Source organism: Lachnoclostridium sp. (assembly GCF_031997925.1).
Lineage (GTDB): Bacteria > Bacillota > Clostridia > Lachnospirales > Lachnospiraceae > Lachnoclostridium.
In genome coordinates, this window is sequence record NZ_DAMADT010000002.1 from 85,874 (window position 1) to 99,453 (window position 13,580).

The window sequence follows — 13,580 nt, forward strand, 5'->3', positions numbered from 1 at the left end:
GATAATCAATGAGTGAAAATTTTAATTCTAAAGTAGTGAAAGCTACAAAGTGGTCAACAATTACAGAAATTTTAGTAAAAATACTATCTCCTATTACCAATATGATTCTGGCAAGAATTCTCACACCAGAAGCGTTTGGAATAGTAGCTACGATAACAATGATAACAAGTTTAGCTGAGATATTTGCAGATGCAGGATTTCAAAATTTTTTAGTTCAACATGAATTTAAAAACAAAGAGGAGTTAGATAATAGTACAACAGTAGCCTTTTGGTCTAATTTCGTGCTTTCAATTTTTATATACGTACTAATATTTATTACAAGAAACCAAATTGCTAGAATGCTAGGAAGTCCAGAGCTAGGTTTTGCAATAAGTTTAGCTAGCCTAAGTATACTACTGAGTACTTTTTCAGGTATCCAAATAGCAAGATATCGTAGAAATTTCGATTTTAAAACACTTTTTTTTGTTCGGATTATAAGCTCTGGAGTACCATTTTTAGTTACCATACCTATGGCAATGATTTATAAAAATTATTGGGCTTTACTAATTGGTACCCTAACATCGAATATAATTAATGCAATCGGGCTTACCATAAGGTCTGAATGGAAGCCAAGATTTTACTTTAATATCAAACATTTTAAGGAAATGTTCTCGTTTAGTATGTGGACATTTTTAGATATTATAACTATGTGGTTAGTATCCTATACAGGGACTTTTATAGTAGGATATTATTTAAGCGATTATTATCTTGGATTATATAAAATATCAATGACTACTGTAGATAGTTATATGGCTATCATTACAGGTTCCACTGCAACCGTTTTATTTGCTGCTTTATCACGGTTAAAAGATAACCAAAAAGAATATGAAAAGACACTTTTTACATTTCAAAGGATGATATCCATGTTTGTTATGCCTATGGGAGTTGGATTATTCCTATACCGTGGCTTAGCAACTAAAATTCTGCTTGGTTCTCAATGGACAGAAGCAAAAGATTTTATTGGACTTTGGGCATTAATTAGCGCAATCAATGTGATATTTGGACAAAACATTAGTGAAGTTTTTCGAAGTAAGGGAAAACCTCATTTAGCACTTCTAACACAATTTTTGCATTTAGTTGTCCTTGTTCCTGCTTTAGTTATTACTTCGCAAATAAGTTTTAGAGCACTGTATATAACTCGTTCCTTAGTAAAACTAGAATATGTATTTGTAGGTTTGGTTCTTCTTTGGGTAGCATTAAGAATATCATTTTTAAGAATACTTAAAAATGTAGCACCAACTATTATAGCATCCTTATTGATGGGGTGTATAGCTATAGTATTGCAAAAGGTAAGCAACGCTGTAATTTGGGAATTTATCTCTATATTTATATGTATGTTAGTGTACTTTGGAATTATCTTATCCAATCGGACTATGCGTAGTGATTTAATAGGAATAAAACTTGTCAGAAAGATATTAAGTAAGATTAAATTTTTAAAAATAAATGAGAAGATATTAAAAGATTAAGATATTTCTTCAAAAGAGAGAGGAGATAAATTGAATATAGCTGTTGCGGGTACCGGTTACGTAGGATTAGTAGCAGGTGTATGTTTTGCTGAAAAAGGACATAAGGTCATCTGTGTTGATACTGATAAGGAGAAGGTTGAATTGATGAAATCCGGAATTTCTCCAATATATGAAGCTGATTTAGAAGAACTGATGATAAAGAATTATGAAGAAGGTCGATTGGACTATACTACTGACTATGTGGCAGCTTATAAAAATGCAGATGTAATTTTCATTGGAGTTGGAACACCTGAACTACCAGATGGATCTGCGAATCTTTCCTATATAGCTACAGTAGCACGACAAATTGCAGAGTCGGTTGAACAAGATTGTCTTGTAGTTGTTAAGTCCACCGTTCCTGTTGGTACCAATGATAAAGTGGAGCAGTTTATAAAAGACTTTCTTATCCATGATGTAAAAATTGAAGTTACAAGTAACCCAGAATTTCTAGCACAGGGTAGTGCTGTTAGGGATACTTTAAAAGCTTCAAGAATCATAATAGGAACAGAAAGTAAAGAGGCGGAAGACAAACTCCTAGAAATTTATGAACCTTTTGGTCTACCTATTGTATCTGTAAGTAGAAGAAGTGCAGAAATGATAAAATATGCTAGTAATAATTTTCTTGCCTTAAAAATCTCCTATATGAATGATATTGCAAATTTATGCGAATTGGTAGGGGCAGATATTGAAGAGGTAGCAAAGGGGATGTCTTTTGATACTAGAATTGGCTCTAGTTTCTTAAATGCAGGTATAGGCTATGGAGGAAGCTGTTTTCCGAAGGATACCAAAGCTCTAAAATATCTTGCAAAGCAATATTGCTATGATTTAAAAACCGTAGGAGCTGCAGTAGAAGTCAATCGAGATCAAAAAACAAAATTATTTAAGAAAGCCAATAAACGTCTAATTACTTTTCAGGGACTTAAAGTTGCAGTATTAGGACTTTCCTTTAAACCTGGTACAGATGATTTAAGAGAAGCACCATCCCTTGATAATATAGCACTTCTTCTTGAGCAAGGTGCAAATATCTATGCATATGACCCTGTAGCTATGAGTAACTTCAAAAAAAGATATCCTGATGAAATTATATATACACATACACCAGAAGAAGCATTAGAAGGAGCCGATGTATGTTTTATCTTTACTGAATGGAAAGAAATTAAAGAAGTTACGCCAGATACATATAAGAAATACATGAGGACACCTTTAGTGTATGATGGACGTAATATATATGAGCCTGAGAAGATGAAAACAGCAGGCGTGGAGTATTACTCTATTGGAAGATAAATGATAAGTAGAGTGTCAAACCCAATGTACGGCTATATTTAAAAGTTTTATGGCTTTTGCCACTCTATTTAATAAGTCAAAGCGGATATTCCCAATCCGCTTACGTTACTTGCTCATAACCTCATTGCCACTACGTGGCATTTCAGCAGGAGCTTAAACTCCTGCTGAAATGGCAAGTCCTTACCCCGCTTACAGAAGAGGGGGACTTCCCTGATGAGGTAAAAAAATAAATTAAAAAAGGAAGAATTATGAGGTCGGTTATTTATAAGCTAGATTTAACAAAATTATATTTAGTTACAGGAGCAGCAGGGTTTATTGGATTTCATCTTGCAAAGACGCTTCTCGATCAGGGTGCAACTGTTGTTGGTTATGATAATATAAATGATTATTATGATACAAAGTTTAAGTATGCAAGGCTTACTATCTTAGAAAAATATAATAATTTTACATTCATAAAAGGCGATCTTGCTGATAAGCAAGCCATTGACAAATTATTTATAGAATTCAAGCCGCAAATAGTGGTAAATCTGGCCGCTCAAGCAGGTGTCCGCTATAGTATCGAAAATCCTGAAACATATATAAATTCTAATATCATAGGTTTTTTCAATATTTTAGAGGCATGCAGACATTATAACGTGGAACATCTTATTTATGCATCTTCTAGTTCTGTATATGGAGCCAATCAAAAAGTACCTTTTTCAATATATGATAAAACAGATACACCTGTTAGTCTCTATGCAGCTACAAAGAAATCGAATGAATTGATGGCGTATACTTACAGCCATCTTTATGGAATACCAACGACAGGACTTCGTTTCTTTACTGTATATGGACCATATGGCAGACCAGACATGGCTTATTTCTCTTTTACTAAATCCATAATGGAAGGTAAGCCAATAAAAATATTCAACAATGGTGATATGTATAGAGATTTTACGTATATCGATGATATTGTAAAAGGAATTGAGCATATATTATGTAATCCACCTGAACAAGACGAGAATAAGATAAAATATAAAATTTACAACATCGGTAATAACAAACCTGTTAAGTTAATGGATTATATAGAAATATTAGAAAATTATCTAGGTAAGAAAGCCATGAAAGAATATTTACCTATGCAGCCTGGTGATGTGTATCAAACATACGCGGATATCTGCGACTTAGAGGAAGACTTTCATTTTATACCAAGTACCTCCATTGAAATTGGGTTAAGTCGTTTTGTGGAGTGGTATAAGAGTATTAGTATTCTTGAATGATATAAGCTTTTTAAGCGGTAAGGGCTGTTTGGCAGCCTTCTTCAAATTAATCAGTTATTGTAGAGGGGAGATTTTATTGAATCAATGGACTGATATCCATAGTCATATACTTCCGTCTGTTGATGACGGATCGGAAAATTTAAAACAAACACGAAATATGTTGAAAATAGCACACGAAGAAGGAATTATTCATATAATAGCAACGCCACATTATGGAGTTGGGTATATAAATCCGGATATACAAGAACTTCAGAAAAAGCTTGAGCTTGTTAGAGAAGAGGCGAAAAAGATAGATCCTAATTTTAAAATAGACTTAGGAAATGAATTGTATTATAGCGAAGATATAATAGAACATTTAAAAGAGAGTAAGGCGTTAACAATGGCAGGTACCAGATATGTTCTTGTGGAATTTCCTGTCTTTGAAAGCTTTCGAAATATTAGGACTGGATTACATCGACTACTTATGAATGGATATTTACCCATCCTTGCTCATACCGAGAGATATGAAGCATTATATAAGAATTTCGATAGAATAGAGGAATTAATCAAGCTTGGTGTTTATATACAAATGAATATTACAAGCATTCTTGGTGGTTTTATCAATAAAAGAAGTAGATATTGCAAAAAATTAATGGACTATGGATACATCCATTTTGTTGCTACAGATTCCCATTCTGATCATAATAGAGAACCAAGAATGATAAAGGGGGTAAACTATTTAAGAAAAAAGTATGGAATAGAACTTGTAAATCAATTGCTAGTTAAGAATACATCTCAATTATTAAGTAATAAGTATCTATGTGACGAGGAAGAGGAGCAAGTATATGCAAAACAATAATAAAGATATTGAAATCAATATTGGTGAGTTATTCATTTTATTATTGCATAAGATATGGATTATCGTATTAACTAGTATTGTATGTGCTGTAGTGGCAGGGTTAATAAGTAAGTTTGTTATGACTCCTGTTTATACATCTAGTACAAAGCTTTATATTATTAATCGACAGAATAAAGATATTATTACAAGTAGTGATTTACAAACCGGATCTCAACTTACCCAGGATTTTAAAGTGCTGGTATTAAGTAGTCCGGTAACGGAGCAGGTTATTAGTAAATTGAATTTAAATATGACTCACAACGAACTTGTATCTAATATTTACGTAAAGGTTCCTGATAATACACGTATATTAGAAATAACTGTTCAAAATCAAGATCCTGTATTAGCGAAACAACTGGCTGATTCTATTGCAGAAGCATCATCGGAGAGAATGGTATCCATACTTGAAATGGAGAAGGTTAATATTGTTGAGAAAGGAAATATCCCTACTGTACCAACAAGTCCTCATGTAAAGAAAAATATAGTATTAAGTGGCTTAGTAGGAGCATTTATCAGTGCCTTTGTTATAATATTTATACACATGATAGATGATTCTATTAAGAATGCGGAGCAGATTGAAAAATATCTAGACCTAACAGTATTAGGAACAATACCTTTGGAAATGAAATATTCTAATAAAAAGAGAAAGAATAAAAAACCTTTTTGGAAAAAGAGAAAAGAAGATAATATACTTAGTGAACATAGCAGTATTGAAAAAGGTACCTTGGAATTTACTAGTAATGAGGCATATAAATCATTACGGACCAATATACAATTTTGTGGAAAAGAAGTAAAAACAATATGTATAACAAGTAGTCTGCCAAATGAAGGAAAGACAGTTGTTTCCTTTCGCTTAGCTACTGCTTTTGCAGAAAGCGGTAAAAAGGTATTATTTATAGATGCTGATTTACGTAAATCAGTAATTATAAGTAGATTAAAAATTGATAATGCGGTTAATGGCTTATCACAATATTTATCAGGAATGAATTGTTTGGAAGAAGTAATAGATAAATCCAAAGAAAATCTGGATATAATTTTTACGGGAATATTACCACCGAACCCTTCTGAGATGTTAGGCAGTGATGAATTTAAAAACTTAATTAAAAATCAGAGAGAAGAATATGATTACATTATTATAGATACTCCACCTCTTGGAGTTGTCATTGATAGTGCTAATGTAGCAGATATATGTGATGGAACTATTCTGGTTTTAGAATCTAACAAAATTAGTTACAGATTTGCACAAAGAGTTTTAAAACAATTAAATACAGGAAAAAGCAAAGTTTTAGGAGCTGTTCTTAATAAAGTCAATATTTATGGCTTAGGATATAACAAAAAATATTATGGAAAATATTATAATCACGTACAGGGTAATAATTTTGATAAGAATGGAATGTAACGTAGTGGCAATTAGAAAATCCGTTTTGACTATTGCTTTTATGTGTTAAGCGCCAGGCATGACTATTAGTTGTGCCTGTTTTTTTTATTCCTTACAAGGTAAAGTTTTCAAAGTGTGCTTTTTTTCGTTTTAGGAAAGACATTTCTAACCTCGTTAATTAAAAATTCTTCATTCGTAAGAAATTCTTTCGCTTTTTCTAACGAAGTATTTTCGTATTTCTCTATATAATATGGATAGTAAATCAAATGCTTGTATTTATAATACAAAAGGAATATGAGTAGAAGAATAGGATTACATACAAAAAAGTACTTTTTTCTATATGTTATATGTAAATACTTATGTTTCTACTACTAGAATTGAAAATATTGAATAACTAAAAGAAGCTTTTGGGAAGAAGAGGGAAAGGTACTTATGGAAACACAAGCAATATTTCTTGCAATTGAGAATTACGGATTATGGATTGTCTTTTTCGTAGTGCTATTGGAATACTTAAATTTACCAGGATTTCCAGCAGGGGTAATATTACCATTTGCAGGTGCTTGGTCTGCTAGTCATTGTGATTTTATAGTAGCTTTTCTAGTGACAGTGGTTGCGGGTGTATTAGGGAGCATTTTACTCTATTACCTTGGAAGATTTGGTGGTGAAAAGTTGATTCGTTTTTTTACAGGTAAAAGCCCGAAGTTAAAGGCTAAGATGGAACAGCTTAACAAAAAAATTGAAAGTAAGGGTGCATATGCAGTGTTTATAAGTAAACTACTTCCGGTTGTACGAACCTTAATCGGAATACCAGCGGGTGCACTTCGTATGAACCTTACTCAATATATTGTTGCTTCAACACTTGGAATTATCATTTGGAACGGAGCATTATTTAGCTTTGGATATTTTATAGGAGGAGGGTTTACCGTATAGAAATGGTTAGGACAAGAATACTCCCATCCTCTTGCTGATTTAAGTGGCGGGAGCATTCACAAATGTAACCTTCTTTTTAACTCCTCTTTGGTTGCTTCAGGAGTAAAGAAAAGAATTCCAAGAAAGGTTGTCAAACTATATAAAAAGCAAGTTATCGTCGGCCATGTATAAGTTAGACGATGAGTGAATAGTAAAATTATTGGAAGCATACCAATAATTGAGGTAAGCATACTATAGATGGCATAATCGTGATGACGTCTTTTCTTTATTAATAAAAAGAATAGCATTGTTATATTTATGGAAATAAGACCAAGCGGCATAACAAATTCTATTGACCATACAGAGCTATCCCCTATCGAACCTAGATATACTAAAAACAACAGTGTCAGATAGGAGAGATAAATGATTTTTTGTATCGATTTTTTAGAACTCGTTATTATTGACATAAAGAATAGTAAATAAGCGATGGGACTAATTACATAGCGAGACCAACTTAATCCTTTCTCTAAATGATTGGAAAGATCAAGATAAACACAGGTTATTATCGCAATCAAACCAAGAAAGGTATATAAGCGAAGTAAAAACCGCTTTGAATTCTTTCTTTTCTGAAATTCAGGATAAAGATAGGTCTGCTCCATCCTTTGTTGTGAATTTTCTAGATTGGTTTTCGTTAACTCATTATTACAAAACAAGCAATGGTCTAAGGGCGTGTTATAATGAAGGTTACAGTATTTACAATATCTCATCTAATCCCTCCCTATAGTTTGTATCAATGTTTACTTTAAGACCAGAATCCACCAGACACTTTATAAAATGCGAGATGTAGCCAAGGTCTTTCCACTCGGTATTTAGCATGATATTCGTATGACTATGAATGGAGGAGATTGCCATATTAGTACCCCCTATGGAGAATTCCACATCCTTTATAAATGCTTTCATGTCTTCTGGTAAAGAAACGGGCCCAAGATTAGATATAGCATAAGTACTGATATTTTCAGCAAGGTAATAATATCCAAGCTTAAACGCTAGATTCTTAAGAGCCAAAGGTAAGATTTTGATAAAAATGCTCTTTTCTATCCAAACATTTGAATTAATTCTTCCATGAAGATCCTCTTTATTAAGCTGTTCTAAGAATTGCCGTTTCGTCTCAGATAACATGGATTCAAAAGTCCAATCAAGTCTCGGATCATAGGTTGCTTTTATATAGAGAGAAAAATTACGTAAGGTATTCGAAGGAAAATATTTGCGAAGATTAACTGGGACAAACAACTTTATTGGTTTTTTACTCTTTCTACAATCTACATTTTGGGTGTAGATACTGTAAGCAAGTAAAGCTGTTACATATTCTCCAATTGTGACATTAAGACTTCTTGTGAGTGTTAATAGCTGTTCCGTATCCACTTGTGCACGTATGCAAAGGGAGAAGTGATCTGCAAATTTCTCACCGTTTAGGTGATAGGCAGGCTCTTCTTTTAAGTTCTTTTTCTTAGATTTGTCATACTCGTTACAAAACATGTCTTGATTTTCCTTTGAAGAAAAAGGAATATGGCTACGGATAAGACCTTCGTGTTCCATCTGATAGCCACATAAACAACAGTAACGATAGGTAATGGATTTTAAGAATTCCATTGCTCCAGTTCCGTCACTTAAGCTATGGAAAGTTTCTAATGTTATCTTATTTTCATAATAATATACATTGAACAGATAGCCATAATTTTTTGATGCAGGTACATATTTGCACATAATAGAAGGCTCTGGCTTCACACGAAATTGATGTTTATTTGGAGACAAATAATTCCAAAAAAGACCACTCTTTAATTCTACGGCAAATGTTTCAAAACGGGGTAGTACTTCATTAACAGCTTGTTCTAAAAGAGTTGGCTGAATGTTTTGTGTAAGATAAAAGGACAGACGAAAAACACTGCTTCTGCTATCCTTTGAAACAGCAGGAAAAATCTTACCAGCATTGTCTACTGGATACCAATAGTTTTTTCGTTTCATTATAGACCTCCTCTTATCAAAATATTTGTGCCAAAGCTATTATAACTCGATTGTTTAAAATATACAATGAAACAATCATGAGATTATGGATTCTACAGCTTTTATTATTATGGTTTTCCAGCTTCCGTTGACAGAATACGGAATTTATGTTATTTTAAAAAGGTAAATAATTTAAATCAGAGAGGAAGATGTTTTTTGTTACGTGTATTAAGTAAAAGTGAGGTTTGTGCTAACTAGCACGAAAAATTAAAGATGCAAAGAAGGTAATTCGCTGAAAGCAAAGTTTATCAGCTTTCTTTTTTGTACCAAAAACCTGTTTTTACTTGAACGCCATTTAGACTTGGTAGACCGTAAGATACATCTTTTTATTCTTTATACTATTTCTAAGTAGTTTGAACTAGCAGTTTCTTAGAAGAAGCTTTTTAGTGATACGAATCTATTGTTTGTAATTTTAGGCAGCATAGTATCGTATGCCAGAAAGACTTTCTTTGTGGAGGCTTGATTATAGTCGTGAGTATCTTTAAAAACAGGATACCACGGCTTTTTTTGTGCTTTTTTCTCGATGTTAGGCCTTAAAATTGACGTGGTGATAGGAAAATTTCAATGCAGAGATAGGAGTTTAAAAATGAATACAAGACAGACGTTAGAATTTCAGAAAATATTAGAAATGTTATGCGAATATGCAGTATCGGAAGAAGCAAAGAAGAATCTGATTAAGATGGAACCTAGTCTTAGTGAGGTAGAAGTTATAAATCGAACCAAAGAGACAACAGAAGCAAGGATGATATATGATGTACAAGGAAATCCTCCGATGTCAGAACGAAAAGAAATAGAGATGATACTATCGCTTGCCAAAAAAGGCGGGATGTTGTCACCAGAACAACTAACCTTAGTATCACAGTTTATCGCTGCTAGTAGACGATTAAAAAGTTATCTAACCAAGGTACAATGTCTTAAAGTAGATTTGGCTTTTTATGCGGATTCTTTCACATCACTAGAGGATTTACAAGGAATCCTTGATGGTGCTATCAGAAATAATCAGATCGATAGCTCAGCATCGAAAGAGTTAAAAGACATTAGGCGAAAGATGGAATCCGTAAGTGGAGCAATGAAATCAAAACTGGAGGCGCTACTAAGGAGCAGAAAAGAGTGCTTTAGTGAAGGGTTTGTGTCCTTAAGAAATGGGCATTTTGTACTTCCGGTAAAAAAAGAGTATAAGCATCAGATTTCAGGAACCGTCCATGATGTATCCTCCAGTGGTGCAACCTACTTTATTGAACCAGTGATTGCGGTTCGTTATAGTGAGGAACTATCCGCCCTAAAATCAGCAGAAGCGAAAGAGGAAGCAGTGATATTATATACGTTAACCTCCCTTGTAATAGAGAGTGAGTTCGAGCTTATGAGAAACTATGAGACAATGGGTATTCTTGACGAAATATTCGCTAAAGCTAAGCTATCTGCTTTTATGAAGGCGGTTCCAGCAAGCTTGAATACAGATCGAAAGATTAAGATAATCAATGGTAGACATCCGCTTTTAAAAAGGGAGGATTGTGTTCCGCTTAATTTTGAATTTGCAGATGGTATCCGAGGAGTAATTATAACTGGTCCTAATACAGGTGGAAAAACGGTAGCATTAAAAACAGTTGGATTATTATCTATGATGGCTCAAAGCGGTCTTCATGTGCCATGTGATGAAGCTGATTTATGTATGAACGATGCGATTCTTTGTGATATTGGAGATGGTCAGAGTATCACAGAGAACCTATCAACATTCTCAGCCCATATTACGAATATCATTTCGATAATAAAAGAAGTAACGAAAGATAGTTTGGTTCTTCTAGATGAGTTAGGATCTGGAACAGACCCGGCAGAGGGAATGGGGATCGCGATTTCGATACTGGAAGAGCTTAAAAAAAAGCAGTGTTTATTCCTTGCCACAACCCATTATCCACAAGTAAAAGATTACGCAGCACAGTCAGAGGGTATTATGAATGCGAAAATGGCATTTGACAGAGAAAGCTTAAAGCCACTTTATCGATTAGAAGTTGGTGAGGCTGGGGAGAGCTGTGCATTGTATATTGCAAAACGATTAGGCTTACCAAAACACATGCTTTTGACTGCTCATCAAAATGCTTATGGTACACAGGATAAGGAAAAATATAATCACAATGGCGAAAGTGAGTTATTTTTTGAGAATAGCCAGATAAACGAGGGGAAAGAAAATACAGAAAACAGCGAAAATACAGAAAACAGTGAAAGCACAGAAAACAGTGAAAACACAGAAAACAGTGGAAACACAGTGATAAAACCTCGTATCGAAAAGAAAATTGAGAGTAGGAAAAAAGAGCTCCCACAAAAAGCTACAAGTTTTCGTCTTGGAGATTGTGTAATTGTATATCCTGAGAAAAAAATAGGCATAGTGTATCAGATATGTAATGAAAAGGGAGAAGTCGGGATTCAAATTGCAAAAAAGAAAAAGCTTATTAATTATAAACGCATTAAGCTTCATGTAGCATCAACGCAAATGTATCCGGAAGATTATGATTTTTCAATTGTTTTCGATACCGTAACAAACCGAAAAGCCAGACACAAGATGGAGAAAGGTCATCAGGAAGGGGTGGTGATAAGATATTAAAAAGGAAGGTAAAATTTTGATAATCCTTGGAAAGCTTATTGACTATTTGCGCTACAAATGTTATCATATAATCGTAGTTAGTTCAGTGAATAAACAAATAGGTTTTGAAAGGGGAATCCAATGAAAAATTACTTTCCAAATGTTCCAGAAGTAAAATACGAAGGCCCAAATTCAACTAATCCATTTGCTTTTAAATATTATGATGCAAATAAAGTTGTAGCGGGTAAAACAATGAAAGAGCACTGTCGTTTTGCATTATCTTGGTGGCATACTCTTTGTGCAGGTGGCGCTGATCCATTCGGTGTAACAACTATGGATAGAACCTACGGAAATATCACAGATCCTATGGAACTTGCTAAGGCAAAAGTTGATGCTGGTTTCGAATTAATGACTAAATTAGGTATTGAATTCTTCTGTTTCCATGATGCAGATATTGCTCCAGAAGGTGAGACTTTTGAAGAATCCAAGAAAAACCTTTTTGAGATCGTTGATTACATCAAAGAGAAGATGGATCAGACTGGTATCAAGTTATTATGGGGTACTGCGAATAACTTTAGTCATCCAAGATTTATGCACGGTGCTTCCACTTCTTGCAACGCAGAAGTATTTGCATACGCAGCTGCTAAGATTAAGAATGCATTAGATGCAACAATTAAATTAGGTGGTAAAGGCTATGTATTCTGGGGTGGTCGTGAAGGTTATGAAACACTTCTTAATACAGATTTAGGACTTGAGCTTGATAATATGGCTAGACTTATGAAGATGGCTGTGGAATATGGCCGTGCAAATGGTTTTGATGGCGATTTCTATATTGAGCCAAAGCCAAAGGAGCCAACCAAGCATCAATATGATTTTGATACAGCAACCGTACTTGCTTTCCTTCGTAAATATGGCTTAGAAAAAGATTTCAAGATGAACATTGAAGCAAACCATGCTACTCTTGCAGGTCATACTTTCGAGCATGAACTTGCAATGGCTAGAGTAAATGGTGCATTTGGTTCCGTAGATGCAAACCAGGGTGATCCAAACCTTGGATGGGATACGGATCAATTCCCAACTGATGTTCATAGCGCAACTCTTGCAATGCTTGAAGTATTAAAGGCAGGTGGTTTCACGAATGGCGGGCTTAACTTTGATGCAAAGGTAAGACGTGGCTCTTTCGAATTTGATGATATTGCGTATGGCTATATTGCAGGAATGGATACTTTCGCTCTTGGTTTAATTAAAGCTTCTGAGATTATCGAAGATGGCAGAATCGGAAAATTTGTAGAAGATCGTTATGCAAGCTATAAGACAGGTATTGGTAAGGCAATTGTGGATGGAACTACATCTCTTGAAGAGTTAGAGCAGTATGTATTAACTCATAGCGAGCCAGTAATGCAAAGTGGTCGTCAGGAAGCTCTTGAAACAATCGTAAATAATATTTTATTTAGATAAGATACACTTATAATTAATTCGGGATTTAAAATCATAATTTGACCTCATCAGGGAAGGAACTTGCCTGAAATGCTACTTAGTGGCAACGAGGTCATGAGTAAGTAGCGTAAGCGGAAAATTTGCCTATAGGCAAATATCCGTTTTTACGATTACAACATAATAGGGCGGTCACAACAATCTTGGTATTGTGTGATCGCCCTGTTTTTATATATGACTAGAAAAAATTCGCACAATG

10 protein-coding genes are annotated in these 13,580 nt (G+C 34.1%); 8 read left to right on the forward strand and 2 right to left on the reverse strand.

What is annotated here, in order from left to right; translation table 11 throughout:
- Positions 1-8: 8 nt before the first annotated feature.
- The 6 genes from RTP52_RS01955 to RTP52_RS01980 all read left to right on the forward strand — a co-directional run bounded on the left by RTP52_RS01955 (position 9) and on the right by RTP52_RS01980 (position 7,272).
- On the forward strand, positions 9-1,505 hold the full coding sequence (locus RTP52_RS01955; RefSeq protein WP_312106355.1) for an oligosaccharide flippase family protein: 1,497 nt from the start codon (positions 9-11) through the stop codon (positions 1,503-1,505).
- Between the two features lie 30 nt (positions 1,506-1,535).
- The gene (locus RTP52_RS01960; protein WP_312368880.1) at positions 1,536-2,828 is read left to right on the forward strand and encodes a UDP-glucose dehydrogenase family protein; all 1,293 of its coding nucleotides are present in this window, start codon (positions 1,536-1,538) and stop codon (positions 2,826-2,828) included.
- Positions 2,829-3,076: 248 nt separating this feature from the next.
- Positions 3,077-4,087 (forward strand): NAD-dependent epimerase, encoded by a 1,011-nt coding sequence (locus RTP52_RS01965; protein ID WP_312106353.1) that lies wholly within the window; start codon positions 3,077-3,079, stop codon positions 4,085-4,087.
- A 76-nt stretch (positions 4,088-4,163) separates the two neighbouring features.
- Positions 4,164-4,925 (forward strand): CpsB/CapC family capsule biosynthesis tyrosine phosphatase, encoded by a 762-nt coding sequence (locus RTP52_RS01970; protein ID WP_312106352.1) that lies wholly within the window; start codon positions 4,164-4,166, stop codon positions 4,923-4,925.
- The gene (locus RTP52_RS01975) at positions 4,912-6,363 is read left to right on the forward strand and encodes a polysaccharide biosynthesis tyrosine autokinase (RefSeq protein WP_312368882.1); all 1,452 of its coding nucleotides are present in this window, start codon (positions 4,912-4,914) and stop codon (positions 6,361-6,363) included. The genes RTP52_RS01970 and RTP52_RS01975 overlap by 14 nt, the downstream gene beginning before the upstream one ends.
- 411 nt (positions 6,364-6,774) lie before the next feature.
- The gene (locus RTP52_RS01980) at positions 6,775-7,272 is read left to right on the forward strand and encodes a DedA family protein (RefSeq protein WP_312368884.1); all 498 of its coding nucleotides are present in this window, start codon (positions 6,775-6,777) and stop codon (positions 7,270-7,272) included.
- A 56-nt stretch (positions 7,273-7,328) separates the two neighbouring features.
- On the opposite strand, the gene RTP52_RS01985 is transcribed toward RTP52_RS01980, so the two are convergent.
- Both RTP52_RS01985 and RTP52_RS01990 read right to left on the reverse strand, forming a co-directional pair.
- Positions 7,329-8,018: a DUF6320 domain-containing protein gene (locus RTP52_RS01985; protein WP_312368886.1), complete on the reverse strand. Its 690-nt coding sequence runs from the start codon at positions 8,016-8,018 to the stop codon at positions 7,329-7,331.
- A complete protein-coding gene (locus tag RTP52_RS01990; RefSeq protein WP_312368888.1) occupies positions 8,005-9,273 on the reverse strand; it encodes a hypothetical protein in 1,269 nt (422 codons plus the stop codon). Before RTP52_RS01990 ends, RTP52_RS01985 begins: the two co-directional genes overlap by 14 nt.
- 625 nt (positions 9,274-9,898) lie before the next feature.
- Between RTP52_RS01990 and RTP52_RS01995 the strand changes: the two genes are divergently transcribed.
- Positions 9,899-11,908 carry an endonuclease MutS2 gene (locus tag RTP52_RS01995; protein WP_312368890.1) on the forward strand — a complete coding sequence of 670 codons (2,010 nt, stop codon included), beginning with the start codon at positions 9,899-9,901 and terminating at the stop codon, positions 11,906-11,908.
- 120 nt (positions 11,909-12,028) lie between these two features.
- Complete coding sequence (gene xylA / locus RTP52_RS02000; RefSeq protein WP_312368892.1) at positions 12,029-13,345, forward strand: xylose isomerase; 1,317 nt, start codon at positions 12,029-12,031, stop codon at positions 13,343-13,345.
- Positions 13,346-13,580 lie beyond the last annotated feature (235 nt).

Coding starts and splice junctions, on each gene's coding strand:
- RTP52_RS01955 (WP_312106355.1), top strand. CDS start 9: ATGAGTGAAAATTTTAATTCTAAAGTAGTGAAAGCTACAAAGTGGTCA.
- RTP52_RS01965 (WP_312106353.1), top strand. CDS start 3,077: ATGAGGTCGGTTATTTATAAGCTAGATTTAACAAAATTATATTTAGTT.
- RTP52_RS01975 (WP_312368882.1), top strand. CDS start 4,912: ATGCAAAACAATAATAAAGATATTGAAATCAATATTGGTGAGTTATTC.
- RTP52_RS01980 (WP_312368884.1), top strand. CDS start 6,775: ATGGAAACACAAGCAATATTTCTTGCAATTGAGAATTACGGATTATGG.
- RTP52_RS01985 (WP_312368886.1), bottom strand. CDS start 8,018: ATGAGATATTGTAAATACTGTAACCTTCATTATAACACGCCCTTAGAC.
- RTP52_RS01990 (WP_312368888.1), bottom strand. CDS start 9,273: ATGAAACGAAAAAACTATTGGTATCCAGTAGACAATGCTGGTAAGATT.
- RTP52_RS01995 (WP_312368890.1), top strand. CDS start 9,899: ATGAATACAAGACAGACGTTAGAATTTCAGAAAATATTAGAAATGTTA.
- xylA (WP_312368892.1), top strand. CDS start 12,029: ATGAAAAATTACTTTCCAAATGTTCCAGAAGTAAAATACGAAGGCCCA.